25 protein-coding genes and 3 pseudogenes are annotated in these 25,780 nt (G+C 66.8%); 17 read left to right on the forward strand and 11 right to left on the reverse strand.

The window, feature by feature from the left end:
• Nucleotides 1-67 precede the first annotated feature (67 nt).
• On the forward strand, nucleotides 68-538 hold the full coding sequence (locus tag K3U93_RS00920; RefSeq protein ID WP_071512683.1) for an SRPBCC family protein: 471 nt from the start codon (nucleotides 68-70) through the stop codon (nucleotides 536-538).
• 1 nt (nucleotide 539) lies between these two features.
• Here K3U93_RS00920 and K3U93_RS00925 read toward each other — a convergent pair whose 3' ends face one another.
• Complete coding sequence (locus K3U93_RS00925; RefSeq protein WP_071512682.1) at nucleotides 540-1,100, reverse strand: pyridoxamine 5'-phosphate oxidase family protein; 561 nt, start codon at nucleotides 1,098-1,100, stop codon at nucleotides 540-542.
• 169 nt (nucleotides 1,101-1,269) lie between these two features.
• Between K3U93_RS00925 and K3U93_RS00930 the strand changes: the two genes are divergently transcribed.
• Nucleotides 1,270-1,908: a TetR/AcrR family transcriptional regulator gene (locus tag K3U93_RS00930; RefSeq protein ID WP_083009146.1), complete on the forward strand. Its 639-nt coding sequence runs from the start codon at nucleotides 1,270-1,272 to the stop codon at nucleotides 1,906-1,908.
• A gap of 42 nt (nucleotides 1,909-1,950) precedes the next feature.
• Nucleotides 1,951-2,400 carry a DUF417 family protein gene (locus K3U93_RS00935; RefSeq protein WP_071512681.1) on the forward strand — a complete coding sequence of 150 codons (450 nt, stop codon included), beginning with the start codon at nucleotides 1,951-1,953 and terminating at the stop codon, nucleotides 2,398-2,400.
• Here K3U93_RS00935 and K3U93_RS00940 read toward each other — a convergent pair.
• On the reverse strand, nucleotides 2,324-3,043 hold the full coding sequence (locus K3U93_RS00940; RefSeq protein ID WP_420915368.1) for a TetR/AcrR family transcriptional regulator: 720 nt from the start codon (nucleotides 3,041-3,043) through the stop codon (nucleotides 2,324-2,326). The two genes, K3U93_RS00935 and K3U93_RS00940, sit on opposite strands and share 77 nt — an antisense overlap.
• 74 nt (nucleotides 3,044-3,117) lie before the next feature.
• On the opposite strand from K3U93_RS00940, the gene K3U93_RS00945 reads away from it, so the two are divergent.
• From K3U93_RS00945 to K3U93_RS00955, 3 genes are all read left to right on the forward strand, one after another.
• Nucleotides 3,118-3,741, forward strand: a complete 624-nt coding sequence (locus K3U93_RS00945) for a TetR/AcrR family transcriptional regulator (protein WP_083008933.1) — start codon at nucleotides 3,118-3,120, stop codon at nucleotides 3,739-3,741.
• Between the two features lie 111 nt (nucleotides 3,742-3,852).
• The gene (locus K3U93_RS00950; protein ID WP_083008936.1) at nucleotides 3,853-5,637 is read left to right on the forward strand and encodes a flavin-containing monooxygenase; all 1,785 of its coding nucleotides are present in this window, start codon (nucleotides 3,853-3,855) and stop codon (nucleotides 5,635-5,637) included.
• Nucleotides 5,634-7,208: a flavin-containing monooxygenase gene (locus K3U93_RS00955; protein WP_071512678.1), complete on the forward strand. Its 1,575-nt coding sequence runs from the start codon at nucleotides 5,634-5,636 to the stop codon at nucleotides 7,206-7,208. The genes K3U93_RS00950 and K3U93_RS00955 overlap by 4 nt, the downstream gene beginning before the upstream one ends.
• Here the strand turns inward: K3U93_RS00955 and K3U93_RS00960 are convergent.
• Nucleotides 7,205-7,941 (reverse strand): annotated as a pseudogene (locus K3U93_RS00960) (zinc-binding dehydrogenase). The gene K3U93_RS00955 and the pseudogene K3U93_RS00960 overlap by 4 nt on opposite strands.
• A complete protein-coding gene (locus K3U93_RS00965; protein ID WP_083008939.1) occupies nucleotides 7,938-9,332 on the reverse strand; it encodes a DUF2252 domain-containing protein in 1,395 nt (464 codons plus the stop codon). Before K3U93_RS00965 ends, K3U93_RS00960 begins: the two are co-directional and overlap by 4 nt.
• 185 nt (nucleotides 9,333-9,517) lie before the next feature.
• On the opposite strand from K3U93_RS00965, the gene K3U93_RS00970 reads away from it, so the two are divergent.
• Entirely contained in the window at nucleotides 9,518-10,606 is a 1,089-nt protein-coding gene (locus K3U93_RS00970; protein WP_083008942.1) for a sulfate ABC transporter substrate-binding protein, read from the forward strand.
• Nucleotides 10,607-10,625: 19 nt separating this feature from the next.
• Nucleotides 10,626-12,401, forward strand: a complete 1,776-nt coding sequence (locus K3U93_RS00975; RefSeq protein ID WP_083008945.1) for a SulP family inorganic anion transporter — start codon at nucleotides 10,626-10,628, stop codon at nucleotides 12,399-12,401.
• Between the two features lie 8 nt (nucleotides 12,402-12,409).
• Here the strand turns inward: K3U93_RS00975 and K3U93_RS00980 are convergent, their stop codons facing one another.
• Both K3U93_RS00980 and K3U93_RS00985 read right to left on the reverse strand, forming a co-directional pair.
• Nucleotides 12,410-13,234, reverse strand: coding sequence for an SDR family oxidoreductase (locus tag K3U93_RS00980; protein ID WP_083008948.1), 825 nt, complete (start codon nucleotides 13,232-13,234; stop codon nucleotides 12,410-12,412).
• Nucleotides 13,235-13,295: 61 nt separating this feature from the next.
• Nucleotides 13,296-14,591, reverse strand: coding sequence for a calcium:cation antiporter family protein (locus K3U93_RS00985; protein WP_230981554.1), 1,296 nt, complete (start codon nucleotides 14,589-14,591; stop codon nucleotides 13,296-13,298).
• Nucleotides 14,592-14,921: 330 nt separating this feature from the next.
• Here K3U93_RS00985 and K3U93_RS24655 point away from each other — a divergent pair.
• The 6 genes and pseudogenes from K3U93_RS24655 to K3U93_RS01010 form a co-directional block, all read left to right on the forward strand.
• A pseudogene (locus K3U93_RS24655) lies at nucleotides 14,922-15,208 on the forward strand (SAM-dependent methyltransferase); the annotation flags it as partial.
• Nucleotides 15,209-15,243: 35 nt separating this feature from the next.
• Nucleotides 15,244-16,200 (forward strand): LysR family transcriptional regulator, encoded by a 957-nt coding sequence (locus tag K3U93_RS25330; RefSeq protein ID WP_071512672.1) that lies wholly within the window; start codon nucleotides 15,244-15,246, stop codon nucleotides 16,198-16,200.
• A gap of 110 nt (nucleotides 16,201-16,310) precedes the next feature.
• A complete protein-coding gene (locus tag K3U93_RS00995) occupies nucleotides 16,311-17,699 on the forward strand; it encodes an MmgE/PrpD family protein (protein ID WP_083009152.1) in 1,389 nt (462 codons plus the stop codon).
• A gap of 100 nt (nucleotides 17,700-17,799) precedes the next feature.
• Complete coding sequence (locus K3U93_RS01000) at nucleotides 17,800-18,564, forward strand: DUF2127 domain-containing protein (protein ID WP_083009155.1); 765 nt, start codon at nucleotides 17,800-17,802, stop codon at nucleotides 18,562-18,564.
• Nucleotides 18,565-18,616: 52 nt separating this feature from the next.
• Nucleotides 18,617-19,489 carry an SDR family oxidoreductase gene (locus K3U93_RS01005; RefSeq protein ID WP_083008954.1) on the forward strand — a complete coding sequence of 291 codons (873 nt, stop codon included), beginning with the start codon at nucleotides 18,617-18,619 and terminating at the stop codon, nucleotides 19,487-19,489.
• Between the two features lie 143 nt (nucleotides 19,490-19,632).
• Entirely contained in the window at nucleotides 19,633-19,797 is a 165-nt protein-coding gene (locus K3U93_RS01010; protein WP_176219866.1) for a hypothetical protein, read from the forward strand.
• Nucleotides 19,798-19,815: 18 nt separating this feature from the next.
• Here the strand turns inward: K3U93_RS01010 and K3U93_RS01015 are convergent, their stop codons facing one another.
• A complete protein-coding gene (locus K3U93_RS01015; RefSeq protein ID WP_230981726.1) occupies nucleotides 19,816-19,980 on the reverse strand; it encodes a CGNR zinc finger domain-containing protein in 165 nt (54 codons plus the stop codon).
• A 5-nt stretch (nucleotides 19,981-19,985) separates the two neighbouring features.
• Here K3U93_RS01015 and K3U93_RS01020 point away from each other — a divergent pair.
• A pseudogene (locus K3U93_RS01020) lies at nucleotides 19,986-20,132 on the forward strand (short-chain dehydrogenase); the annotation flags it as partial.
• Nucleotides 20,133-20,179: 47 nt separating this feature from the next.
• Complete coding sequence (locus tag K3U93_RS01025) at nucleotides 20,180-20,653, forward strand: SRPBCC family protein (RefSeq protein ID WP_083008956.1); 474 nt, start codon at nucleotides 20,180-20,182, stop codon at nucleotides 20,651-20,653.
• 88 nt (nucleotides 20,654-20,741) lie between these two features.
• Here K3U93_RS01025 and K3U93_RS01030 read toward each other — a convergent pair whose 3' ends face one another.
• The 3 genes from K3U93_RS01030 to K3U93_RS01040 form a co-directional block, all read right to left on the reverse strand.
• On the reverse strand, nucleotides 20,742-21,485 hold the full coding sequence (locus tag K3U93_RS01030; RefSeq protein ID WP_071512668.1) for a class I SAM-dependent methyltransferase: 744 nt from the start codon (nucleotides 21,483-21,485) through the stop codon (nucleotides 20,742-20,744).
• Nucleotides 21,486-21,623: 138 nt separating this feature from the next.
• A complete protein-coding gene (locus K3U93_RS01035; protein ID WP_071512667.1) occupies nucleotides 21,624-23,009 on the reverse strand; it encodes a bifunctional lipase/adenylate cyclase LipJ in 1,386 nt (461 codons plus the stop codon).
• A gap of 30 nt (nucleotides 23,010-23,039) precedes the next feature.
• A complete protein-coding gene (locus tag K3U93_RS01040) occupies nucleotides 23,040-23,657 on the reverse strand; it encodes a TetR/AcrR family transcriptional regulator (protein WP_083009158.1) in 618 nt (205 codons plus the stop codon).
• 123 nt (nucleotides 23,658-23,780) lie between these two features.
• Here K3U93_RS01040 and K3U93_RS01045 point away from each other — a divergent pair, with 123 nt between their 5' ends.
• Nucleotides 23,781-24,743, forward strand: coding sequence for an oxygenase MpaB family protein (locus tag K3U93_RS01045; RefSeq protein WP_083008958.1), 963 nt, complete (start codon nucleotides 23,781-23,783; stop codon nucleotides 24,741-24,743).
• On the opposite strand, the gene K3U93_RS01050 is transcribed toward K3U93_RS01045, so the two are convergent.
• On the reverse strand, nucleotides 24,740-25,732 hold the full coding sequence (locus K3U93_RS01050; RefSeq protein ID WP_083008960.1) for an amidohydrolase family protein: 993 nt from the start codon (nucleotides 25,730-25,732) through the stop codon (nucleotides 24,740-24,742). The genes K3U93_RS01045 and K3U93_RS01050 overlap by 4 nt on opposite strands.
• Nucleotides 25,733-25,780: the final 48 nt, after the last annotated feature.

Below are 25,780 nucleotides of genomic sequence, written 5' to 3' on the forward strand. Positions count from 1 at the left end.
CCCGGACACCTGCTGTCACTTCGGCGAAGCGTAGCGTCGACCTCGCTGGCAATAGGAGGGAGACGTCGTGACTGTGACCGTTGTTGACGCCGGACCGCGACAGGTGAGCCGGTCGGTCGAAGTGGCCGCACCGGCCGCGGAGCTGTACGCGCAGGCCGCCGACCCTCGACGTCACCCCGAACTCGACGGATCGGGCACCGTCCGCGACAACATCAGAATGCCGGCGAAACTGGTTGTGGGGTCGAAGTTTTCGACGAGCATGAAGATGTTTGGCGTGCCCTACCGCATCACCAGCACGGTGACGGCTTTGAAACCGAACGAAGTGGTCGAATGGCGCCATCCGGCGGGCCACCGCTGGCGGTGGGAATTCGAGTCGCTTTCACCGACCCTGACACGAGTCACCGAGACGTTCGATTACCGCGACGCCGGCGCGATCAAGAACATGCTGAAGTACTACGAACTGATGGGCTTCCGGAAGGCCAATGCGACGGGCATCGAGGCGACCCTGACCAAACTGCGGGATCGTTACGCCCGGTAAGTCAGTCCTTCCCCGGATCGTCCGCGTCCCACGGGACCACGCCTGACACCCAATGGCTTAGTTGCTCGACCTGGTCGTTGCGATGCAGGTGGCGCGGCGGTGTCGCATAACTCGCGTAGGGCCGACAGCGGATGACCACGCGGTTTTCTCGCTCGGACATCGCTTGGATGTGGGGCCGCGCCTCCTCGCCGAGCGGTTGGCCGGACATTCGGCCGGCAACCGCCATCATGACGTCGACCGCGAGGTCGCGGTCTTGATCCAGGACGGCGTCGGCATAGACCTGGAGGTAGGCGAAGGGCCACCGCTCGTCGAGGACGCACAGGCTGACCTTGCCGTCGCGTTCGATGACGCGGGCTTTGCCGCGGCCGGCCATGGTGGACACCAGCAGTTCGTCGGTGTCGGTGGGGATGTAGTAGACGACCGACATCGCCGGGCCGTCGTTGCGCCGACGGTAACCGAACACACAGGTGCGATGCGTGCGGACGAATTCGCGGCGCTCGGAAGGAAGCATGTCGCGGTCGGTCGGAGGGGTATAGGGCTCCGATGCCAGGGGAAGCAGCATGGCGAGACGTCCTTGCTATCAGGGGGATTGACCCCGCCTTTATTAATGGATACAGTGTGTTCATTAATCGGTACGGTGTCAAGGCGTTGTGGAGGCACTCGCATTGAGCGACGTCGGAGAACCCCCCGAGTCGCCGCCGGGCCGCTCCCGCGGCCGCCCGGCCGTGCCGCTGGACCGGATCCTTACGGCAGCCCTCGACCTCGTCGACGAGCATGGAGCCGACGCCCTGTCGATGCGTGCCCTGGCGCAGCGCCTGGGATCGGGCACCGCCACGCTGTACCGCCACTTCGCCAACCGGTCGGAACTGGTGGCCATGGTGGTTGATCGCATGCTCGGTGACGTCGTACTCGACGCGGAAACGGTTGCCGGGCTGCCGTGGCAAGACGCCTGCACGTCGTTCGCGCAGCACATGTTCGCCGCGCTGGGCCGCCACGGCAATGTCGCAACCCTGTTGATCGGGCACGTGCCCATGGGGCCCAATGCGCTGGCCCAGCGCGAGCTGGTTCTGTCGGTCCTACTGAATAACGGCTTCGCGCCGGTGGTCGCCGCGCACGCCTACGCCACGCTCGCCCGTTACGTACTCGGCTTCGGAATCCAACTCTCCAGATCGGCCACACCCGAACGGGATGCCTCGGTGGCGGCCGCGTTCCACCAGCTCGATCCGTCTCGCTATCCTGCGACGGTCGCGGTCGCCGACGAGCTCCCCGTTCCGCTGGAGGAGGAGTTCGCATACGGGTTGCGGCTCATCGTCGCCGGACTCGAGCGGTCGCGGGATGAACGCGATCCCGGCGTCAATCGTGTCCTGTAGGAACAAATTGCCCTCGACATCCATCGCCGGAAGGACCCTTTCATGGCGCCGTGGCTGACCCGATCGGGACAGCTGATCAGCCGTTACGGCCTGGCGGTCGTCTTGGCCTGGATCGGGTTCGGTAAGTACGTGAAGATGGAATCCCGCGTGCTCATCGAGCACAGCCCGCTGATGAGCTGGATCTACAACGTATCCAGTGTCGCGACGGTCGCGCGGGGGCTGGGAACGATGGAAATCGTTGCCGCGCTTCTCATTGCGCTGCGGCCGGTGTGGCCGCGCGTATCCGCGGCCGGCAGTGCTCTGGCGGTGGTGCTATTCCTGGGAACGCTGAGCTTCTTGTTCACCACGCCGGGCGTCGTCGCGTCCCACGCCGGCGGCCTTCCCGTGTTGTCCGCACTGCCGGGCCAATTCCTGCTCAAGGATCTCGTGCTGGTCGGTGTTGCGCTGTGGACCCTGGGCGACTCGCTTGCGGCGCGAAAAGCGTGCCCCTGATCAATTCCTTGGCCGACCCCAACGTGGCCGCGTAGGCCGCCGGTGCCAGGTTGGCCGCCTGCTCCGTCAGGCCGCGCGTCAACGCGTAGATTGCGTTCACGGCGGCGCGCGGGTTGGTGTCGGGTGGCAGCGCTCCCCGCGACCGGGCGTCCTCGACGATGTCAGTTATTATGTCGCGCAACGCTATTAGCCCTGGGTACCGCGGCCGGCCGTCGCGCAGGTGCGCGGCGCTTTCGGCGCGCATCGCGCGATCGAACGCGGCCAGGTAGGGATAATCGCGCATCAATTGGCCCGACTCGTCCAACACCGCCTCAAGGCGATCGGCGACGTCATGGGCTCGCGCCGCGGCGGACCGCAGCCGCGGCGACGCGATCTCGTCGATTTCGCCGACGGTCGCTTTGAGCAACTCCGACTTGTTCGGAAAGTAGTGATACAGGCTGCCACTGGTCATGTCGGCGGCCTTGGCGATCTCGCGGATCGTCGCCCGTGAATACCCCACTTCCGCCACGCAGCGCATGGCCGCGGTGAGGATTCGGGCGCGGGTCTGCTCACCGGTGGCGCCCGCCGGGCGGCCCAATTGAGACGGCGCGGCGTTCACGGCGCGCCATGCCCGCGGCCGGTCGCTGGTCGACGCGCCGCCCACGTCCGCGCCGCAAGCCAGAAGTAATTGATCATCCGATTATATTCGACGGACAGGACGCGCCAGTGAGGACAACGATGGGAAGGTCGCAGCTAGGTCGCCCGGTCGGCGCCAGCGGCGAGGAGACCCGCCAGCGGATCGTCGCCGCCACCATGCGCTGCGTGGCCACGGTGGGGTACTCCCGGGCCACCATCCGCGAGATCGCCCGCACGGCGAAGGTGACCAGCGCCAGCCTGTACAACTATTTTCCGAACAAGTCGGAGCTGATCAAGGCGGCGGTCGCGGCCCGAACCGAGGTGGCGTTGCCGCGGCTGCGCCGGGCCGCCGGCGGCCCCGGCGATGTCATCGACCGAATCGAAGCGGTGCTCGACGAATCGGGCCAATTGATGCGCGAATACCCCGACCTCGCCGCTTTCGAGTGGGCGATCCGGGCCGAAAGCGCGGTCGCCTTTGATGACCCCGCGGGATTCACGGCGTTCCGCGACATCATCGAGGGCATCGTCGGGAGCGCTGACGGGGGCGCTGTTGAGGCCGTCTACTCCCTGATCTACGGCCTGACCGAGCTGGGCGCCTCGCTGCCGCCGGAGGACTACCACGCGGCGCTGGACTCGGCCAAGAAGTTGATCAGGGGGACGCTGTTGGGATCTGGAGCCGCCGAGACTGCGCCCAGCGCGCCGGTCGGGCCAAAATCGGCGCGCTGAGCGCAGTCTCGGCGCACTCACCGCGGGCTCGGCGCCGAGCAACCCCAGCGCGCCCTTGATATGATCAAGCGATTGATTATATAGTCGGGTCACGAACAGGGAGTCGATGCCGTGACCGAGACCGTTGGCGCGACGTTCGACGTCGAGGCGCTGCGACGGAAGTACGCCGAAGAGCGCGCGCTGCGATTGCGGCCCGACGGCATCGCGCAGTACGTGGAGATCGCGGGTGCTTTCGCCCGGTTCGCCGACGACCCCTGGATGGACGGGGCGTTCGCCCGCGAGCCCCTCACCGATCAGGTCGACGTGGCGATCATCGGCGCCGGTTTCGGCGGGTTGTTGACGGGCGCGCGGCTCCGCCAACTCGGGGTCGACAGCATCCGGTTGATCGACCGGGCGGCCGACGTGGGTGGCACCTGGTACTGGAACCGGTATCCGGGGATCGCCTGCGACGTCGAATCCTATGTGTATATGCCGCTGTTGGAGGAGCTCGGTTACGTCCCCACCGAAAAATACGCCCAGGGGGCCGAGATCTTCGCGCACTGCCGGGCCATCGCCGAGCACTACGACCTGTACCGCGACGCGTGCCTGCAGACCGATGTCCACGAGATCCGTTGGGAGGCCGAAAGTTCCCGCTGGATCATCCGGACAAACCGGGGCGACGAGATGCGGGCCAGGTTCGTCTCCATGGCCAACGGGTATCAAGCGAAGCCCAAGCTGCCCGGCATCCCCGGGATCGGCACCTTCCGGGGAAAGACGTTTCACACCAGCCGGTGGGACTATGGCTACACCGGCGAGAAGCTGGAGAACCTGGCCGGTCAGCGCGTCGGCATCATCGGCACGGGCGCGACGGCGGTGCAGTGCGTGCCGCACCTGGCCGCGGCGGCGAGGCACCTCTACGTCTTCCAGCGCACGCCATCGTCGGTGGACGTGCGGGACAACCGGCCCACGGATCCGCAGTGGGTCAACGCATTACGGCCGGGCTGGCAGCGCGAGCGCATAGAGAACTTCCAGATCCTCACCGCCGGTGGGCGGGCCGAGGAGGATCTCGTCGCCGACGCCTGGACGAGCATCACCCGCAAGCTTCCGGTCATGCGTCACGACACCACCGGTTCACCGGCTCGCGACGTCGAGCTCGCCGACTTCGCCAAGATGGAGGAGATCCGGGCCCGGGTCGACGAGATCGTGGCCGACCGCGCCACCGCGGAGGCGCTCAAACCCTGGTACGGCTACTTCTGCAAGCGGCCCTGCTTCCACGACGCGTATCTCCAGACGTTCAACCGCGACAACGTCACGCTGGTCGACACCCGCGGTCGCGGAGTGGAGCGCATCACCGAGACCGGCGCGGTCGTCGACGGGGTGGCCCACGAGCTCGACTGCCTCATCTTCGCGACCGGTTTCGAGGTCGGCACCGACTACTGTCGACGGACCGGGTTCGAGCTGATCGGCCGCGACGGCGTCACGCTGACCGACCGGTGGCGCGACGGTGTGCGCACGTTCCAGGGCTTGTGCACCAACGGTTTTCCGAACTGTTTCATCGAAAGCATCGCCCAGGCGGGGCTCACGGTCAATTTCCCCTACCTGCTGGACGTGCAGGCGAGCCACGCCGCGTGGATCATTGCGCGTGCACTTGAGCGAGGCGTCACCGAAGTCGAGGCGTCACCCGGAGCCGAAGCCGCGTGGGTGGACACGGTGGTGGCGCGGTCGGCCGCCACCGCCGCGCGCGCGAAGACCTGCACCCCCGGCTACTACAACCGGGAGGGGAAGGCGGACGCCAGGACCCGGCAGGGCAGCTTCTTCTTCGGTACCCCAACCGAATACGCCGACATCTTGGCGGCATGGCGGGCACAGGGGGACCTCGAGGGGCTCGAGGTCCGCGGTGCGGGGACCGGGCCGTGACGAGCCGACGGGCCGGTCGGCGCTATGCGGTCGGTCGGCTGCGGGCGGCGACACGACGCCGACGCCCCCCGAGGGTGGCGATCATCGGCGCGGGCTTCGGCGGTCTCGGCGCGGCGGTGGCGCTGCGCCGCGCCGGCATCGACGACCTGGTGATCATCGAGGGCGGTGACGGCGTCGGGGGCACCTGGCGGCGCAACACCTATCCCGGCGCCGCGTGCGATATCCAAAGCCATCTGTATTCATTTTCGTTCGCGCCCAACAAGTCCTGGAGCCGCACCTACGCTCGGCAGCCCGAGATCCTGGCCTACCTCGAATCGGTGACCGACGATTTCGATCTGCGCCGCCACCTCATGCTCAACACCCGCGTGCGCTCGGTCCGCTGGAACGCGGAAACCTGGAGCTGGGACTGCCAGCTGGACCGCGCCGGGACCCCAGCCACCCTGACCGCCGACGTCATCGTCTGCGCCGCCGGACTGTTCGGATCGCCGAGGCTGCCCGACATCGAGGGCCTGGCCGACTTCGGCGGCCCGCTCATGCACACCGCGCAGTGGGATCACGGCATCGGGCTGGCGGGCAAGAAGGTGGCGGTGATCGGCACCGGCGCCAGCGGGGTGCAGGTGGTTCCCGAATTGGCGAGGGTCGCCGAACGCGTGACCGTGTTCCAGCGAACCCCGCCGTGGATGGTACCCAAGGACGACCGACCCTACAGCGCAACCGAATTGGTGCGGTTTCGGCGCGATCCCCTGGCGGCGCGCCGCACCCGTTGGCAGATCTGGAAATTCCAGCACGACAACACGGCGACCTTCGCCGACGACCCGGTGGTGGCCGCGCGCACCCACATCGCGACGTCGTTTCTGGAGCGCACCGTGGCCGACGAGCGGCTGCGCCGCGCGCTGACGCCGAACTACCCGTTCCGCTGCAAGCGCGTGCTGCTGGGCGACGAGTATTACCGGGCGCTGCAGGAAGCCAACGTCGAGCTGGTCACCGACCCCATCGCGCGGATTGCCGAGACGTCGGTGATCACCGCGACCGGCAAGGCGGTCGACGCCGACGCGATCGTGCTGGCCACCGGGTTCGAGACGGCGCGCTACCTGTCGGGCATCGACGTCATCGGGGTTGGGGGCCAGCGGCTGCACGAGCGCTGGGGAGACGACCCCAGCGCCTACCTGGGCGTGGCCGTCGGCGGCTTCCCGAACTTCTTCATGCTCTACGGCCCCAACACCAACCAGGGCGGCAACTCGATCGTCTACATCCTGGAGGCCGGTGCGCGGCTGGTGGCCAGCGCGGCGAGTCGGGTGGCGCGCCGGGGCGGATACGTCGACGTGCGCCCGGAAGCCGAAAAGTGTTACAACGACCGGCTTTCCGCGGACCTCGAGCGCACCGTCTGGACCCAGTGTGACAGCTACTTCCGTTCGCCCACCGGCCGCATCGTCACCCAATGGCCCTACACCGAACTGGAATACGCCCGACGCACCTGGCGGTTGCGCCCCCGGGAGTGGCTGCACCGCACCGGTGCGGCGCCGGCGGACGCGCAATCAACCAAGCAGGGCGCGCTCGCCGGCGCTGACTAGCCTAGACCGAAATCGATGACGCCGCGGATCAGTTGGCCGGCGGCCAGGTCGGCGTAGGCTTCGTTGATTTCGTCGAGCCCGTAGCGCTTGGTGATCATTTCGTCGAGCAGTAGCCGAGCCGACCCATACAGCGTGGCCAGCAGGGGTATGTCGCTTTTCGGATTGCAAGAGCCAAACACGGTGCCGCACAACGTCTTGTTCATCAGGATGAAATCCTGCAGCGTGATTGCGATCGAGTGTGTCGCCGGCGACGGCAGGCCGGTGAGTACACAGGTGCCGCCCTTGCGGGTGAGCGTCAACGCTGTCCCGACGTCCGCCTCGCCGATCATCGTGGGGGACACTATGACCGCATCGGCCATCACGCCGCGGGTCAGCTCGCGCACCACCTCGATCGCCGTCGCGGCCGTGTGGGTGGCGCCGAAGCTGGGTGCGGACTCGCGTTTGAACTCGTTCGGGTCACCCCAGCGCCCACCTCCACCACGACACCAGAGCCTTCGTGCCCGCCGATCGTCGGCGACATGGCGGGCAACCCGAGGGCGCGCAGGGTATCCGGGGGCCGCGCCAGCTTTCCTTGCCGAATGTGCTCGTCGGAGTGGCAGAGCCCGGTGGCGGCCAGCCGGACGAGCACCTCACCGGCGCGCGGCGGATCCAGCTCGAACTCTTCGACGCACCACGGACGGCCGTACTCGTAGAGGATGGCCGCGCGGCAATGGCCGAATCGGGCCGCTGTCAGGCGGGATCGTCGGCAACCTCGATGTCGCCGGCCGCGGCCGCCGCACGCAGTTGGTGAAAGTCGTCGAGCGACTTGTCGGCGTATGCGTACGACCACTCGGCGACCGCGTCGTGCACGGTGTCGTTGGTGCCGACGTATCCCCGCAGTATTGACGCGTTCGCGCTCTGCGAGTGCGCCCGCGCCAGCAGCACCGCACAGGCCGTGACGTATTCGCGGAACGTCGAGGCCGACATGTCTTCGGTGTCGACGGTGCCCTTCATGTCGTGGAACTGACGGACGTAGTAATCGCGGCCGTCCTTGCGGGTCGTCCCGAGGAACACATCCGACATCGCCTGCAGGATGCGCTGGCCGTCGGTGACGCGCACGCCCTGGCCCTTGGCCTCGACGGCCGCGGTCAGCGTGTCCGGCTGGCGCCAGCCGCCGTATTCTTCGAGCACCGATCGAGTGGCCTCTTTGATCTGCAGGATCAGCGGCGTGCCGTTGGGACCGACCAAGATGACCAGGTAACAGCGGGTGCCGACGCTGCCGACGCCGACCACCCGCAGCGCGATGTCGGTGATGCGAAAGTGCGACAGCAGCAGCGCGACGTCGGCCGGGACCGCGGCCAGATACTCCCGGGCCGACTCCACCAACGGCGCCTCGGTGTCCTCGTCGACATGCTGCAGCACCGGGGCCGATTCCCGCAGCCGTGGGGTCCCGTCGGGCCCAATCTCCGTGATCTGCTTGAAGACTCGCGCCGACGTTCGGGTGCGCGCCCGGGATGTCGTCTTCCGGATCACTCCCAGCATGCCCTTGGATACGTTCCCGGTGTAGCTCTCCGGTTCCACCCGTACGTAGTAGCGGTCCAGCACGTCCATTTCGAGCATCGCGTGCAGACCGGTTTGGTAGCCCAGCAATGCCTGTTCGACGCAACGGCGGATAGCCTTGGCCGGGTACCCGGCATGGCGGCCCCCGATGATCGCGCTGGTGATCAGGCGTTTGACGTCCCACTCGGCGGGCGCCACGGCCGCCTCGTCGAAGTCGTTCAGGTCGAAGACTATTGACCGGTGCGGGGCGGCGTACATGCCGAAATTCGAGACGTGAGCGTCACCGCAACACATGACTTCGATCCCACTGGACGGGCTGGCGGCGAGGTCGGCGGCCATGACCGCCGCGGATCCCCGGTAAAACGAGAAGGGGTCGGCGAGCATCCGAGCGAACCGCAACGGGACGAGTTCGCTTAGCCGGTCGGCATTTTGGGCGACGAGAATCTCCGTGGCCGTGTGCGCGGCGGGAACCAGTTGCGCGAGTGCGCGCCGTGGGACGGACTTCCGCAGCGCCCGGCCGCGGGCCACGTCTTCGCGCGGGACTTCGAGGTCGATAAGGCGTTCACGCAACACCCGCTGGGGCATTTGACCAGCATAGATAAGGGCGCCGAGGCCGCGGTGGGTTTTCGATGGCGCGAATTACGGCGCACGTATTTATCGTCAGAGTGATTCTCATGGCTGTCCCCGGGTGGCCCAATGGTTAACATCACCGAAAATGCCGGGTGCCAAACCAAAATGGCCCGGGGATCGCTGCGAGAGGACGCCTGCCGATGGTAGAAACGCCTCCGTCGACTAAGCGACCCCGTGCCCGGTGGCGCATTCCCTGGCTCAACATCCTTGGTGTTGTCGCCATCGTCTTCGCCGCGACGGCGATCGTGACCAAGAACGTGCCCGGCCTTTCCGCCCACGGGGCCAACCGCATCCTCAACGTGTCCTACGACCCGACGCGTGAGTTATATGCGGCCATCGACAAGGCCTTCATCCCGCAATACCGCTCGCACACCGGAATCACGTTGGACATCAAAGAGTCTCACGGTGGCTCGGGACGCCAGCTGCGCAGCGTGCTGGACGGCAGCCAGAAAGCCACCGTGGTGTCGCTGGCGTTGATCAGCGACGTCGACACGCTGGCCAAGCGGGGGTTCGTCGCCGCCGACTGGCAACGGCGTCTGCCGAACGATTCGGTGCCGTACACCTCGACCATCGTCTTCGTCGTCCGCAAGGGCAATCCCAAAGCCATCCACGACTGGCCCGACCTGATCAAAAATGACGTGTCCGTGGTGACACCCAATCCGCGCAGCTCGGGTAACGGCCAATTGAGCATCCTCGCGGCGTGGGGGTCGGTGACCACTCGAGGTGGCGGCCGGGCCCAAGCGGCCGACTACGTGCGGGCGCTATTGCGGCACGTGGCCGTCTCCGACGCCGGGGCCCGCGGCGCGGGCGACAGCTTCGCGCTGGCGAAGATCGGCGATGTGCAGCTGAGTTGGGAGAACGAGGCCCTGCGCGAGGTCGCCGCCAATAAGGACGAACTCGAGCTGGTCTACCCGCCGGTCAGCATCCTCGCCCAGCCCGCCGTGGCCTGGGTCGACGCAAACGTCGCCGATCCCAAGACCGCAACCTACGCCAAGGCATACCTCGACTACCTGTTCACCGACGCGGCGCAAGAGCAGGTCGCGCAATACGGCTACCGGCCGTTCAAAGCGGACATCCTTGCCAGACACGCCGATCGGCTGCCCCCGCTCACGCTGTTCCCGATCAGCGCCATCGCCAAGGACTGGAGCGACGCGCGCGAGCAGTTCTTCGGCACCAACGGAATCCTCGACACGATCTCAGCGCCACCCGCCGCGGCGTCGACAACATAGCGGAAAGGCTGAACACGACGTGGCCCGCGCTCTCAATTACGACCTGGTGAAGGGCCGGCACGATCTCGTCGCCGGCCTCACCGTCGCCGCCATCTCGTTCCCGCAGGCGATGGCGTACGCGCTGATCGCCGGAGTGGACCCCAGGTTTGGTGTGTATTCGGCGATCGTGGTGACGGCGGTCGCCTCGATCTTCGGGTCGTCCTCGCATCTGATCAACGGGCCGACCAGCGCGATATCGCTGCTGGTCTTCACGGCCCTCGCCTTCCTCGATCCGGAGAACAGCACCGAACTCTTCCAGGGGCTGTTCCTGCTGGCCGTCCTGGTTGGCGCGATTCAGATCGTGATCAGCCTGTTCAAGCTGGGCAACCTGACCCGCTACATATCCGAATCGGTCATCATCGGTTTCATGGCGGCCGCGGCGTTTCTGCTCGCCGTGGGACAGGTGGGAAACGCGCTGGGTGTGCGCGACAAGGGCAACGGTCACATGCAGGTCCTGCGCCGGGTGTGGCTCACCTTGACCCACGGGGACCCGGTCAACTACCGGGCCCTGACGCTCAGCGGCGCCGCGGTAATTCTGGCACTTGTCCTGCGCAAGCTGGTGCAACGCTACCGATGGCCGCAGATCGACATGCTTGCCGTGCTGATCATCACCGCCCTGATCGCCTATCTCGCGGGGTGGTCGATTCCGGGAGCGAACGGCCATACCGCGGTGTCGGTGGCCGCCAAGATCCCGCGCAGCTTGCCCACCCCGCATGTCCCCGAGCTACACACCGGCTGGCTGCCTCAGCTGTCGACGGGCGCGCTGGCCATCGCCTTCGTCGGCATCATCGAAGCGCTGTCGATTGCCAAAGCCATTGCCTACCAGACCCAACAGAAGATCGACTACAACCGGCAGATCATGGCGGAAGGCCTAGCCAATCTCGCCGGCGGCTTCTTCCAGAGCCTGCCAGGCTCGGGCTCGCTGTCGCGATCGGCGATCGACTTCCAGTCCGGTGCCCGCACCCGTTTCTCCGGGATCGTCTCGGCCGCAACGGTTGCCACGGCGCTGCTGTTGTTCGCGCCTTTACTGCGGTATGTTCCGCAGCCGGCGCTGGCCGGGCTGCTGCTCGTGACGGCCGCGCGGCTGGTCGATTTCAAGCGTCTGATCTACACGCTCAAGGCATCCCGCTATGACGCGGGCTTGGTGATCGTTACCGCATTCACCGGCGTGGCAATCGATCTCGACAAATCGGTGCTGCTCGGCGTGCTCCTGTCGATCCTGTTGTTCGTGCCGCGGGCGGCGAAGCTGAAAGCCAAGGAACTCATTGTCACGCCCGAACGCGTCGTCCGCGAACGCATTCCGGCCGACCCAACGGATCCCTCGATCATCATCTACGATCTGGAAGGGGAGCTATTCTTCGGAGCCGCACCGGAATTAGACCGCTACCTCTTGGAGATCAGCCAACGGATCGTGGATGACGACATTAAGTTCGTGGTGTTGCGACTCAAGCGGGTGCGCCACCCGGACGTCGTCTGCATCGAGCGCATCGAGCACTTCCTCCGCGAACAGGCCGCGCGCGGCGTCACCGTCCTGCTCGCCGGGGTGCGCCCCGATTCGCTTGCCGTTCTGAAAAACGTCGGATTCCAAAAGTGGTTCCCCACGGAGCAGGTGTTCCCCGAAGAAGACGAGGAATACTCGGCGACGCTCAAAGCGGTGCGTTACGCCCACAACAAACTCGCCGAGCTGAAGCTGAACGAGCCGTTCACGGCGACACCCGAGCTCGCCGCGCACGCGGACCTTTACTACCTCGTTTGATCCCGCACCTAACCGGGGCCACCGGCCTTCATGGCCGCAATGACGCCGCCGTCGACGAGCAGGTCGGTGCCGGTAATGAACGACGCATCGGGGCCGAGTAAAAACGCGGTGGCCGAGGCGATGTCGTCGGGAGTGCCGATGCGACCAGTCGCAGAGGCGGCGATCATCGCGCGCATGCCGTCACCGACGGGGGAGGCAAGCTCCTGCTGCCCCATCGGCGTAGAGATGATGCCGGGACTGATCGAGTTGACGCGGGCACCCCGCCGGCCCCAGTGCGCGCTGGCGGCCCGGACTCGAATGTGGTTGGCCTGTTTAGCGATTCCGTAGGCGACACCGGGTTCGGTGATCTTCTGAGGGCTGGCGAAATCCAGCCCGAGCAGTTCACGAGCCGGCGTGTGCGCCAACGCACGTTCTTGTTCGGCGGTCGGCGGCGGAAACATGTGCCCGGCCATGCTGGCGATCACGACGCCCGCGCCGCCCGCCGCGATGACTTCGCCGAATTCCTCGAGCACCAGCGCGGTGCCCAAAAGATCCACGGCCAGAATCGCTGCCGCCGAGGCCTGCGATGGGGACAGGCCCGCGGTGTGTGCCACCTGCGTGACGGCGCCGAGTGAGGCCGCGTGTTCGGCAAGCGCGCGAACCGATTCCGGTGAGGAGACGTCGACCCCGCGGCTATCGACCCGATGGCCGTCTGCGGCCAGCGCATCGGCTACCGACGCCAGCGCCGCCTCGTTGTTGTCGGCCAACAGCACCGTTTTGCCGGCCCCCAGGCGTCGGGCGATCGCGTTGCCCATACCGCCCACGCCAAGCACGGTCAACACCTCGCGAGCCATGGGCGCTCCAAGTCGGAATCGGTTCGAGTCAACTCGCGATGTTATACGCGCCTTCCGGCGGCTACATCGCCAGTTCGGGACCGTCTTCCGCATGGGGATGACCGCTGTGACGGATGGCCCTGCCCACAAAGGGCGCCTGGACGGTGGCGGCCAGGTGGCGGCGGTTGACGATCAGCGCGGCGACGGCCACCACGGCGTAAGTGCCGCAGAGCAGCAGCCGCCCCTGCGTCGAGACGATCGGGAACTGGACGACGAACAACCCCAGCAGCGCCCAGGCCGCGGCTCTGCGGAAACGCAGCCCCAGGATGAGCGCAACCCCCATCAGGGTTTGCGCAGCCGTGAGCAACACTTCCTCGACCTGGCGGGAGTCGAGCGCCAAGGACAATCCGCCACCGCCGAGCACGTGGGCCACCGGCAACGACCCGATCAGCAGCGTCCACTGGTTGACCTTGGAGGAGATCAGCGTGGCGATCGCGGCCGTGCCCTTGCCGCGGGAGGCGAAGATGATCGCGATGATGAACTCCGGGGCCTCGGAGGCTAGCGGCGCAAGCCACTGAACCAGCAGGAACCGGTCGATGCCCAACTCGGTACCCGCGGCGACCAGATTGTCGGCGAACGGCTTGGCGCACAGCAGGATGACCGCGCCCGAGGCGGCGAAGAGGCCCACGACGGCGATGCGCCGGCTGCGATCGGACAGCTCACCGAGGGCGGCGGCGGTACCGATGAGGTCGGGCTCCTCCACATCGCCGTGACCGATCTTGTAGAGGTAAAAACCGAACCAGGCCAGCAGCGTCAACCCCAGCGCCAGGTGGATCTCGCCGGTCGCCGGAATGACGAACGCGACCACGCCGGCGATCAGCAGAAACCCGAGTTCGACGCGATTGGCGGGCTCCAACGCCAAACCGGCGGCTCGGCCGCGGCCGGCCTTGCGCGCCACGACGATGCTGACCAACACCACGACAGGCCAACCCAGCCCCATCAGCAGCCGGTTGGACCCGGTCATGTTGGCGGCGGCGTACTGGGTGTAGTCCGGATTGTGGCCGGACACGTAGGCGTAGTAGAGGTCAACGGCGTATTCGGGCAGGACCGCGACCAGGGCGAGCACCGCGATCGCCAGTCCGCCGGAGACATCGATCTGCGCGGCCTCGGCGGCCCATGCCAGCAGAAAGCTGGCCGCCACCACCGCGGCCCCGAAGACGAGCAGGGCAGCGACCGGGTCCAGATGCACGCCGACAATCCGCACCACCAACGCCGGGGCGATGAATGTGGCGGTGAGCAGCGCGGAACGGGTCAGGATGCGCCACCGCGGGCGTGACGTTGCCGAGACTGCGGCAACGGGCCTGTCTATGGCCAGCATCGTCATCCTTCAACTCGTCGAGGGGTGCCGATCATTGGTGACTACTGCGGCTCGCGTGCCGTGGCGAACTGCCTCCCCAAGCTACCCGCCAAACCCCTGGCCAGCAACATTGTGGGTGGGCAAAGCGGCAGCGTGCCTGGCCCTGTTTTTACTGGCCGCGTGGGCGATCCCGAAAGTTCGACCATGCTGATCCTAAATTTTGGCAAACCTTGCCGACCTTTTCTCGCGTCGTGGTGGCGTTTTGGAGCGGCCTCGCGGCGATGTGACGGCGGCCGGCCGGACCGCGCACCCCGGCCAATCCGCCCGGACTGGGGTCCATGCGTTAGCTCGATTAATTTTCGGCGGAGTGCCCTCCGCCGGACAACGTGGAACATCAACATCCACTACGACGCACTGCTGGATTCCGAGGTTCCGCTCGGGGCCCGGCGAGTTGTCATGACCGCCGACCTGCCCCACATCGAGGCCACTCGTGCGGCACTGGAACGGCTCGCGGCCTTGATCAAGGCCGGCGGAACATTGGCCGTCGTCACCTTTGTCAAACCCTCCCCCGAAACATCTTGTGGCACTTGGCAAGCTGGGTGTCGTGTGGCGTAGCGAATCGCACCAGCATGCGGTGGATCGCGCCGTTCGAATCGCGCTCTAAGCTCGGCACATGGAACTGCGGCAGCTGCGCTACTTCGTAGCCGTCGCCGAAGAGCTGCACTTTGGCCGCGCGGCCCAGCGAGTACACATCTCCGGGCCGGCCTTGTCGCAGCAGATCATCGCGCTCGAGCGTGAACTGGGCGCCGACCTGTTCGTGCGGGACCGGCGCAGCGTGCGGCTCAGCCAAGCCGGACGGTCGTTGCTACCGGACGCGCGCAGGATCCTGTCTCTTGCCGACGACGCCAAGCACCGGCTGCAGCGGGCGGCCGCACTGGACGCTCCGGTGCGCCTGGGCTACGTCAGCTGGCTGCCCGACGACATCCACGGCATCGTCGGGCCCGGCGTGGCGCTACGGATCGACGAATGGGTACTGCCGTCGCACGTCCAAGCCGACCGGGTCGCCGAGGGCACTCTCGATGTGGCGCTGGCATGGGTCACCGCCGACCACGTCAAACGGCATGGGCTCACGGCACACCTGCTGCGGGCCGAGCCGTTGCAAGCGGTGCTTCCCGGCGCGAGCTCACCAGAACACATTGCCGCACAACGGGTTAGGGTGCTCATCGACGCCGACGAATCGGCATGGTCGTCGTGGAATCGATTCGCCGAGGAGTTCGCCGCACACACCGGTGCGCGCATCGTCAGGATCGAGGACGGCGGCATCATCGGGGATGCGTTCTACGTACACGTGCGCAAGATCGGCACGGCCGTGCTCGCCTCACCGAAGCGTCATACCGCGGTAATCCCACCCAGTCTGGGTCAGCGTCCCGTCGCCGACCCGGTTCCCCTGTGGACCTGGTCGCTGTTGCACCGCCAAGACGACGACCGGGCCGGCGTGCGCGGTGTCGTGGACTCACTGCTGGCGGTTGCGCGCAGCCGAGGTTGGCTCATCCCTCCCACGGACCGGTGGTGGACTCCAGCCGACGACCCGCACCGCGCCGCCCTGGATTCGGGCACCGACCTGCGGTAGGAACCCCGACCGAACAGTGGTAAGGGGCCGATCCTGGACGGCGGGTCGTTGCTGCGCTTCAGTGGGAGGTATCGACGGAAGGACGAAAAGCCATGGCGGACAACTACGTTGTGGACGACCTTGCCGGTTTCGTCGTCGGCGCCGAACCTGCGGACCTGAGCGGGCGGCCCCGGGCATTGATGAAACGCAACGTGCTCGACAGCGTCGCCTGCGCCGTCGGTTCCCTCGACGGCGAACTCGTGGCGACGATTCGCGAACACACCGACCAGTTCAGCGGCGTCTCCACGGCGACGCTCGTCGGCGGCGGGCGGGCATCGGTGGATCAGGCCGCGTTTTTCAACGCGGTGCTGGTGCGCTACCCCGATCTGCTCGACACCTATCTGACGGCGGGAGGGCTGTGCCATCCCGCCGACAACTTAGGTGCGGTCCTGGCCGTCGCCGAGCACGTCGACGCCAGCGGAGCGGATTTCCTGTTGGCCCTCGCAGTGGCCTACGAGATCCAATGCCGGTTCAGCGCCCAGGTTCCGGTCATGGCGCGCGGGCTCAATCACGCGCTGCAACTGGCGATGTCGGTGGCGGCAGGATCGGCGAAGCTGCTTGGGCTAGACGCCGAGCGCACCGCCAACGCCATCGCGGCCGCCGCGGCCGACAACGTGTCCCTTGCCGCCGTGCACGCCGAACCGGTGTCGAACTGGAAGGGCATTTCGCCGGCCGTCACCGGTATGCGAGCGGTATACACGACGATGTTGGCCGGCCGCGGAGTCACCGGCCCCAAGGCATTGTTCGAAGGCCCGCACGGCTTGGTGCAGCTCTTCGATCAGCCGATCGACTTCCACACCGCCGACCGTGGACTCACCTGCGTCGAGCAGACCTACCTGAAGCAATACTGCTCACTTATCCACGGACAGAACGTTATTGACGCGGTCTTGGCCATCCGCGACGAAAACGATCTGCGCGGCGACGACGTCGCACGGGTAACCCTCGAGGTCTTCCAAGGGGCGTATGACTTCGCCGGCGGGGGCGCGTACGGCGACAAGGATCATCCACGAACCAAGGAGCAGGCCGACTACAACCTCAAATTCCTGAGCGCGGTTGCCTTGCTCGACGGCGGGGTGGGCCCCGAACAGCTTGAGACCGAACGGATTCTGCGCGGCGACGTCCAGGACCTGCTGGCGCGGGTCGACGTCAAACCCGCCGCCGACCTGACCGCGGACTATCCGCAACGCACGGCGACCCGTGTGCACGTGGTTACCCGCGACGGGCGGGAATTCATGCGCGAGCAGAGCGATTACGAGGGATCGCCCACACGCCCGATGTCGTGGGAACGTGTCGTCGACAAATTCCACTGGCTTGCCGAACCCTTCTGCGACGAAGCGCTGCGCGCCGACATCATCACCGCGGTCGACCGCCTCGACGAGATACCCGTCGCCGAACTCGCCGGCCTGCTGGGCGCGGTGAGTCCCGTCGCCCGACGTCCACGCGGCAAGGCGCGCTTCTGACCCGGGCCGCGTTGGATTGGCGCCGCGCGCGTCGTCTTGCGCAATTCGCTGCCCGCGCTGAATGATCGGCAGGTCCGGTGTCAAAGGAGCGCAGGTGGCCATGCACAAAGATCGCGGCATCAACCGGTGGGAGTTGGTCACCTGCGCGTTCGGGGGCCACGTCACCTATGCGCCGGACGACGAGGCACTGGCTGACCGCCTCAACGGCAAAACCCGGCTGGGCGAAGTTTGGCGCTGCCTGCGCTGCGGAGAGTTCACCCTCGGCAAACCACACGCCCATGGCCACGCCGAAGACGCGCCGATGATCATGCGCGGCAAGGCGTTACGCCAGGCGTTCATCATCCGCGCCCTCGCGGTCGAACGCTTGCTCCGAGCGGTGGCGATCGCACTCGCGGCGTACGCGGTGTGGAAATTCCGAGGCACGCGGGGTGCCATCCAGGCCACCCTCGATCGCGACCTGCCGATCTTTCGAGCCGCCGGATTCAAGGTCGATCAAATGACGGTGGTGCACGAGCTGGAAAAGGCGCTGGCCACCAAGCCGTCGACGCTGACCCTGCTGACCTTGATGCTGGCGGCCTATGCGCTGCTGGAGGTGGTCGAGGGCGTCGGCTTGTGGTTGCTGAAGCGCTGGGGTGAGTACTTCGCGGTGGTGGCCACCTCGGTCTTCCTGCCGCTAGAGATCTACGACCTGACCAAGGGCATCACGATGACCCGCTTGGTCACCTTCACGATCAATATGGCCGCGGTGGTCTACCTACTGATCTCCAAACGGCTGTTCGGTCTGCGGGGCGGCCGCAAGGCCTACGACGAGGAGCGACGAGGCGAGCAGCTTCTCGATGTCGAGCGGGCCGCCATGACGACCTGACGCCTCGTCCGACCGTCGGCGCACACTTCGGCACGAGGAACGGAGACCTTCAATGGGCACCTACGCGATCAGCGGATCGGCTTCCGGAATGGGCCGCGAGACCGCGTACCGGCTGCGGAGCGACGGACACACCGTGATTGGTGTCGACGTCAAAGACGCCGACATCGTCGCCGACTTGTCGACGTTGCACGGGCGCAAAGAGGCCGCAGACGGCGTCCTGGCGGCCTCGGGCGGCAAGCTCGAGGGCGCCGTGCTGGCCGCCGGCCTGGGTCCAAGCCCGGGCAGGGATCGGCCCCGCCGGATCGCTCAGGTCAACTACCTCGGGGTCGTTGAGCTGCTCGTCGCCTGGCGACCGGCGCTGGCCGCGGCCGAACGCGCCAAGGTCGTCGTCGTTTCCAGCAACTCTTCGACGACGGTGCCCGCGGTGCCCGGGCGAGCCGTGCGGGCGTTGCTCGCGCATGACGCCGACAAGGCGGTGCGGTGCGTGCGGCCGTTCGGCCCGGCGGCGCCGACGATGATGTATGCGGCATCAAAGATCGCCGTCTCGCGGTGGGTGCGGCGGCACGCGGTGCTGCCCGAGTGGGCGGGTTCGGGGGTGCGCCTGAATGCCCTCGCGCCTGGCGCCACCATGACACCGTTGCTGCAAGAACAGCTGTCGACGCCCAGGCAGGCCAAAGCGGTTCGGTCGTTTCCGGTTCCGGTCGGCGGCTTCGGCGATGTTCGGCACATGGCCGACTGGATGTGTTTCATGCTGTCGGATTCCGCCGACTTTCTTTGCGGGAGCATAGTATTCGTCGATGGCGGGACCGACGCGTACTTTCGGGCCGACGACTGGCCGAAGGCGGTCCCGGCACGCCGGCTGATCGGCTATCTCCGCCGATTCAGGAGCGGTTCCGGCGCTGCCCAACAGAAAACCGATGTGTGACCAACCCGCCATGGCGCCCGGCTTGTGTCTGACGCCACAGCACGGCTTTTCGTGGCGTTTACCGCGGCGCGGCACACTCGTAAAACGGCCGGGGTGCAATTCAACAAGTCGGCTCGCCGCCGAACAAACAAGGGATTGAAATCGTGCCAACACTGCAAGGCTGGATCAGCCAGAGCCCTACCAACCTCGACGTGGTCGCCCCGATCAAGGCGCGCGCCTGCGACGCGTTACAGGCGGTGCTGAGGAGCAAGGCACGCCAAGGCGGCCCTAGCTCGCGGATCATGCGTAGGGGTGCTGAGCGCTGCTGACGGCGCCGTGCGCCACGATTACATGGCCGGTTCGCGCGGGTGGTCGCGTTCGCGCCGGCGAGCCCGGGAAGCGCGCAGGTTCGCGGCGTTACCGCACGTCTTCACGCTGTGCCACACCCCGCTGTTGTTCTTCGAACGGTCGTAAAACGTTGACGCGCAACGGTGGTTACGGCAGCGCTTGATCCGCCGACGTGCCCAAGAACGACGCGCGGCAGGTGGCGCGGGAAATCGTCGACGGCCTCGAGCGGGGAGACGCCGAGGTGCTGGCCGACGATGACACCCGCCACATCAAGGCGGCCCTGTCCGGACCGGTCGAGGCGCTCCGAGCGGGGTAAAGGCCCGCAGCCCGATGCTGAGGTGGGCGCCGTGTTTGGATAGCGATATGGCCGACACGGAACTAGAACGCATTGTGAGCGCCACCCGCGTAATCTCAGCCAGCGCCGATCGGATTTTCGAACTGATCGCCGACCCGGCCCGGCAGCCGAGCTGGGACGGCAACAACAACCTCGCGTCATCCGCTCCGGGGCAGCGCGTGCGCCGGGTCGGCGACGTGTTCAAGACGACGCTGACCAACGGTGCCGTGCGGGAGAACCACGTCGTGGAGTTCATCGAGGGCAGCAAGATCGCCTGGCGTCCGGCAGAGCCGAGAAAGCCACCGCCCGGCCACCTCTGGCGCTGGGAGCTCAGCCCGATCAACGCGACGCTCACCAGCGTGACCCACACCTACGACTGGACGGAGCTGGCTGACGCCACGCGCCTTGAGCGCGCCCGCGCGACGACGGCCGACATGTTGCGCCGGTCGATTGACCGGCTCGCCGTGCTCGCGCGGGAACCCGACGGCGGAAGTACCGGTTAACCGAACGGCGTGGCCCTAGGTGGTTCCGCGCCGGGCCTGTTCACCGCGACGCCGAGACTGCACTGGCGGCGAGGGCAAGCCGAAATAGCTAGCCCTTTTTGCCGCGTACCCATTGGAACGTGCCGTGGTTCTTGACCCGCACGCTGACGAATCCGTTGTCTTCCAGGATGTCGCCGATTTCGTCATCGTCGAACACATGCGCCCCGACATTGGGCAGCTTTTGCCAAATCCGGGCGGCACGCCCGACGGTGGGGACCATGATGGCCAGCCTTCCGCCGGGTCGCAGCACCCGTGCCATCTCGGCGAGCGCGGCCGTCGGATTCGGAATCAGCTGCAGCACGGCCGTGGAGATCACCGCGTCAACAGTGTTGTCGCGCAATGGAAGTCGTTGTGCGTCGGCCTTTATGAAACCGACTTGTGGTCCCGCTTCATTGCGGACGGCGCGTTGCAGCATGGGCTCGGAGATGTCGACGCCCAGGGCCAGCCCATCCGGACCGGCCGCGCGTGCCAGCGACGCGGTGACGTTCCCCGGACCCGAACCGACGTCCAGGGCTACTCCTCCCGGCGGGATGTTCAACCACTCGATGGGCAGTTGCCACGCGCTGATCAGCCGGCGCGACAGGGCTTGCGCGTTGTCGTAGAGCATCGACCCGATCGGTGATGCCCACGCCGCCTGTATCGGGCCGGTGTTTTTCGGGACGGCTTCCTCGGTCGATCCGGTGCTCAGCAAGTCGAGATAACCCTTGCTCACGTCCGGATCCGCCGGCGGATCGGCAAGCAGATCCAACGCTCGGCGCAACGCGGGGGGAAGCGAAATGTGCACGTCGGTCACGGGTACTCCTTCGATGAAATACCAAGCTGTGCGCCAAAAATCGAGATCGGGAGCGTCGCGAGCCCCGATGCGGACGATCCCCCTAGCAGCCTACGCCGAGCCGCCGGGCGCCTCGACCGTCACCGGATGTCGGGTTCGTTACCGCCTGACGACGGTGTGCTCGCGGACCAGGGCATACAGGCGCCAGTGGCCCGGTACGCCCTTGAGCGCGCTCTCGCCACGTTCGGCGAACCTGTGCCGCGATCCGGTGACGATTTCACGCACCGTCGAGGACACCAGCACCTCGCTCGGCCCGGCCAGCGCCGTCACGCGCGCACCGATGTGCACCGTCATCCCGGCGACGTCACTTTTCGAGGCGCCGCGCACCTCGACTTCGCCGGCGTGAATGCCCACCCGCACCTCGATGCCGAGCACCCGAACCGCGTCCACGATGGCGTCCGCGCAGGCGATCGCGGCACTCGGGCTGCTGAAGGTGGCCACGAACCCGTCACCGGCGGTGTTGACTTCATGCCCCCCGAATCGCTGCAGCTCGTGACGCACGATGGTGTCGTGGTTGTCCAACAGGTCACGCCACCGATCGTCGCCGAGCTCGGCGGCGCGCTCGGTGGATCCCACGATGTCGGTGAACACGATCGTGGTCAGCAGGCGCTCGGTGTCGGCGACGCCGCGGACGCCGGTGATGAACTCCTCGATCTCGTCGAGCATCGGTGCGGTGTCGCCCACCCAATACAGCACGTCCTCGCCCGGCAGTTCGACCAGGTGTGAGCCCGCGATGCGCTCGGCAAGGTACTGAGCGTGCGCGACGGGGCTGAAGCTCGGATTGTCGCGATGCACGATCAGGGTCGGCACGGTGACGCGTTCGAGCCTGTCGCGGACGTCGGCCTCCCTGATCTTCTTGATGAACGCACGCGCCATGCTGGGAGACGCGGCCCGGTTGCCGGCCATGTCCCACCAGGCGCGGAATGCGCCATTGCCCGCCACGGAGGGAGCGATGATGCTGAGGATGTCGAAGCCCTGCTCGACGGCATCCGGCTCGATGCCGATCGTCGTGTAGGGATCGGCGGCGCCCACGTCCGTGCCGATCGGGTAGTCGGGAGCGCGGAGCGTCCGCGCCGCGCCGTTGACGATCACCAGGCTGTTCACCCGGTCCGGGTAATCGGCCGCGAGGACGACTGCGGCCAACGACGTGAACCCGGGGGCGAAGATCGTTGCCCGCTCGCATCCCACCGCGTCCATGACCCCGATCGCGTCCTTCGCCCAACATTCCGGTCCGATCATGTCCAGCGAGGGAATGCGCGACGACAGGCCGATCCCGCGCTGGTCGAACCGGACTACCCGGCAAAACGACGCCAGGCGCCGATGGAAGCGGTACATCGACGGCTCGCTGTCGACGCAGTCGATCGGGATCAAGGGCCCGGGCAGCACGAGCAGGTCGATCGGGCCATCGCCGAAGACCTGGTAGGCGATGTCGATCTCGCCGCAACTGGCGTACCGGGTCCGCGGAGCCGCAGCCCATCCAGCCACTGCTACAGGCTAGTTCAGGGTGCCGACAAGCTAAAACCGGTGCGAGTGGGTGATGATCGGGACCAGATAGCGGGCGGCGTAGTCGCGGACGGCCGCGGCGTCCGACGTGTCGAGCCGGTCGGTGGGAAACACGATGATGCCCAGGGCGACGCGCAGCAGGATGTCGGCGATGTTGGCCAGGTCCGGCTCGGGGACCTCGGCCCCGCAGCGCCGCAGGGTGTGGGCGATCCCGTCGGCGAATTGGCGGATCGGGAAGACGTGGGATCGCGAAAACATGCCGAACAGCTCGGGTTCGCTTTCGACGATCCGCGAATACAGCGGCGAGTCCTGGACCAGGCGCACCCCGAGCGCGAACGCCTCGATCACGGCCTCTTGCGGAGTACATCCGGTGGTGGCCTGGTCGAGCGTGCTGAAGAAGAGTTCGGCCTCGCGGCGCACCACGTGTTCGAACAGGTCGTCCTTGGTCGGAAAACGTCGGTAGATGGTGCTGCGGCTGACCCCGGCGCGGGCGGCGACGTCTTCGATGTTCGCGCGGCGCACGCCGTAGGTCTCGAAGACGGTTCGCGCGGTATCCAGGATGGTCCGGTCGAGGGCGGTGATCGACTCGGTCCCGTGAGTGCGCGTTTGCGAGCCCATCTCGGACTTCATGATTGCCCGCATCGTATCGAACCCACCTGCTTTGCGGACGTACCTGACCGGCTGCTACTTTGAAACAAAGATACTAGTTTGTGCCATCGTTTCATAGCTTGAACCTGTCGCAAGGAGGTCGGCATGGCCGCCCAGCATGACCAGTTGGCGGGGCCAACCGCGGGAGCCCGTTTCGACAGTGGTGTTCGCGAAGCGGTGCCCATGCCCACCGATGGGCCAGCCGGGCCAGCCGCCGACGCCTCGCGGTTGGGGCCCGACTCGTTGATCTGGAAGTTCTACGGCGATCACCGCACGCAGTTCTTCGGGTTCCAGCGCACGGCGGGCGTGGAGAACTGCATCGAGCAGCTCGCCCAGGGTGTGCTCGATCACTCGGTGATTTTCAGCGATACGTTGGGACGGGCGAGGCGAACGGCGCCGCCGTTGATGAAGACCGTCTATTCCGACGACCCCCACACCTGGGGCCGCAAGGTCCGCGATTTCCACAAGCCGATCAAAGGCACCATCAGCGACGGCTCGCGGTATCACGCGCTCAATCCGGAGTTGTTCTATTGGGCGCACGCCACCTTCGTCGACCAGGTCATCTACACGACCGACACGTTCATCCGCCGGTTGTCCCGCGCGGAAAAGGAGCGGATCTTCGACGAGGGCAAGATCTGGTACACCCTCTACGGGGTCAGCGACCGCGGCCAGCCGCAGACGTATGACGATTTCCTCGCCTACTGGGACGAGATGCTCGAGCGGTTCGTCCCGCACAAGACCGTCCTGTACGGCACCGGCTACATCAGGAAGGGAATACCGGGCCCGCGCCGGATTCCCGAGCCGGTCTGGACGATCCTGTCCGCGCCGCTCAACGCCTATACCCGCCTGGTCCTGGTCGGAACGCTGCCGCCGCAGATGCGCGAGGTGTGCCAGCTGGACTGGGATGCGAAGAAGGAGAAGCGATTCCAGCGGTTCGCCGCCGTCATGCGTGCGCTGAATCCGCTCATCAACCGGCTTCCCCTTCGGTTCCTTTACCTGCCCTGGGCGGCCGAGGCGTGGCGCCGCGCGGGCGTCGACCCGCGCGGGCTGCACAACCACGCGGCTTAGCCGATGTGCAGCAGGCGCTCGGCGTTGCCGTGCGCGATCTTCTCCCGGTCGGCGGCGCTCAGCGTCGTCCGCTCGAATCCGTCGACCGCCTCGTAGGAGGATTCGTAGGGATAGTCGACGGAAAACATGATCGCGTCGGCGCCGACCTCCAGCACCGCTCCGAGCATGACGGCCGGGGAGAACACTCCGCTGTTGGTGAAGACGATGTTGGTGCCGAGGTACGCCGAAGGCGGGCGCTGCAGCGGAGCGGTCGTCGCCTCTATCGCCACGGTGGCGTAGCGGGAGTCCAGTCGGCTGCGCTGGAACGGCAAGAACTCACCCAAGTGCCCCAGGATCAGCGTCGCTCCCGGGTGCCGGTCGAACACGCCGCCGAACAGGATCCGCAGCGCATGCCCGCCGACCTCGGCCGCCCAACTCCAGGTGGCCCCGTACAGCTCCGGACGGCCATCGATGACCCGCCAGTGGTCGGCCGGTGGTGTCCCGGGATGCAAATACAGCGGCACGCCAAGGGATTCGATCGCCGACCACAGCTCGTCGTATTCGGGTGCGTCCAAATAGCGGCCGCCCGGGCCGCCGACGCAGTCGTTGACCAGCGCCCCGCACAATCCGTCCTGGCTGACGGCCCGCTCCAGTTCCGCGACGGCGGCCGCCGGGTCCTGCAGCGGCAAGGCGGCGAACCCGCGGAACCGATCGGGATGTTGGGCAATGACTTTCGCCAGGTAGTCGTTGGAGAACCGCGCGTTGGCGCGGGCCCGCTCGGCGTCGATGTCGACCTGCAGACCCGGGGCTGTTAGGGACAACACCTGGATGTCGATGCCGGCGTCGTCCATCTCCGGCAGCCGGAATTCGGTGAAATCGGGCAGCCGGCGCTCGTACCGCTCGCCGGATGCGGGCTTCATCCGCCGCATCAATTCTCGGTGGGCCGACGTGGGCTGTCGCTCGGCCAACTCGGGAATGAAAAACGCTTCCTCCAGGGCGATATAGCGCATTCGTCTTCCTCGCTCTCGATGGGCTCCCGCCGCTCTCCTCCGACTCTG

The sequence above is a fragment of the Mycobacterium malmoense genome, assembly GCF_019645855.1.
GTDB lineage: Bacteria > Actinomycetota > Actinomycetes > Mycobacteriales > Mycobacteriaceae > Mycobacterium > Mycobacterium malmoense.

Coding starts and splice junctions, on each gene's coding strand:
- K3U93_RS01025 (WP_083008956.1), top strand. CDS start 20,180: ATGGCCGACACGGAACTAGAACGCATTGTGAGCGCCACCCGCGTAATC.
- K3U93_RS00945 (WP_083008933.1), top strand. CDS start 3,118: ATGGGAAGGTCGCAGCTAGGTCGCCCGGTCGGCGCCAGCGGCGAGGAG.
- K3U93_RS01045 (WP_083008958.1), top strand. CDS start 23,781: ATGGCCGCCCAGCATGACCAGTTGGCGGGGCCAACCGCGGGAGCCCGT.
- K3U93_RS00970 (WP_083008942.1), top strand. CDS start 9,518: ATGGTAGAAACGCCTCCGTCGACTAAGCGACCCCGTGCCCGGTGGCGC.
- K3U93_RS00925 (WP_071512682.1), bottom strand. CDS start 1,100: ATGCTGCTTCCCCTGGCATCGGAGCCCTATACCCCTCCGACCGACCGC.
- K3U93_RS00965 (WP_083008939.1), bottom strand. CDS start 9,332: ATGCCCCAGCGGGTGTTGCGTGAACGCCTTATCGACCTCGAAGTCCCG.
- K3U93_RS01005 (WP_083008954.1), top strand. CDS start 18,617: ATGGGCACCTACGCGATCAGCGGATCGGCTTCCGGAATGGGCCGCGAG.
- K3U93_RS00935 (WP_071512681.1), top strand. CDS start 1,951: ATGGCGCCGTGGCTGACCCGATCGGGACAGCTGATCAGCCGTTACGGC.
- K3U93_RS01040 (WP_083009158.1), bottom strand. CDS start 23,657: ATGAAGTCCGAGATGGGCTCGCAAACGCGCACTCACGGGACCGAGTCG.
- K3U93_RS00980 (WP_083008948.1), bottom strand. CDS start 13,234: ATGGCTCGCGAGGTGTTGACCGTGCTTGGCGTGGGCGGTATGGGCAAC.
- K3U93_RS01000 (WP_083009155.1), top strand. CDS start 17,800: ATGCACAAAGATCGCGGCATCAACCGGTGGGAGTTGGTCACCTGCGCG.
- K3U93_RS00985 (WP_230981554.1), bottom strand. CDS start 14,591: ATGCTGGCCATAGACAGGCCCGTTGCCGCAGTCTCGGCAACGTCACGC.
- K3U93_RS25330 (WP_071512672.1), top strand. CDS start 15,244: ATGGAACTGCGGCAGCTGCGCTACTTCGTAGCCGTCGCCGAAGAGCTG.
- K3U93_RS01050 (WP_083008960.1), bottom strand. CDS start 25,732: ATGCGCTATATCGCCCTGGAGGAAGCGTTTTTCATTCCCGAGTTGGCC.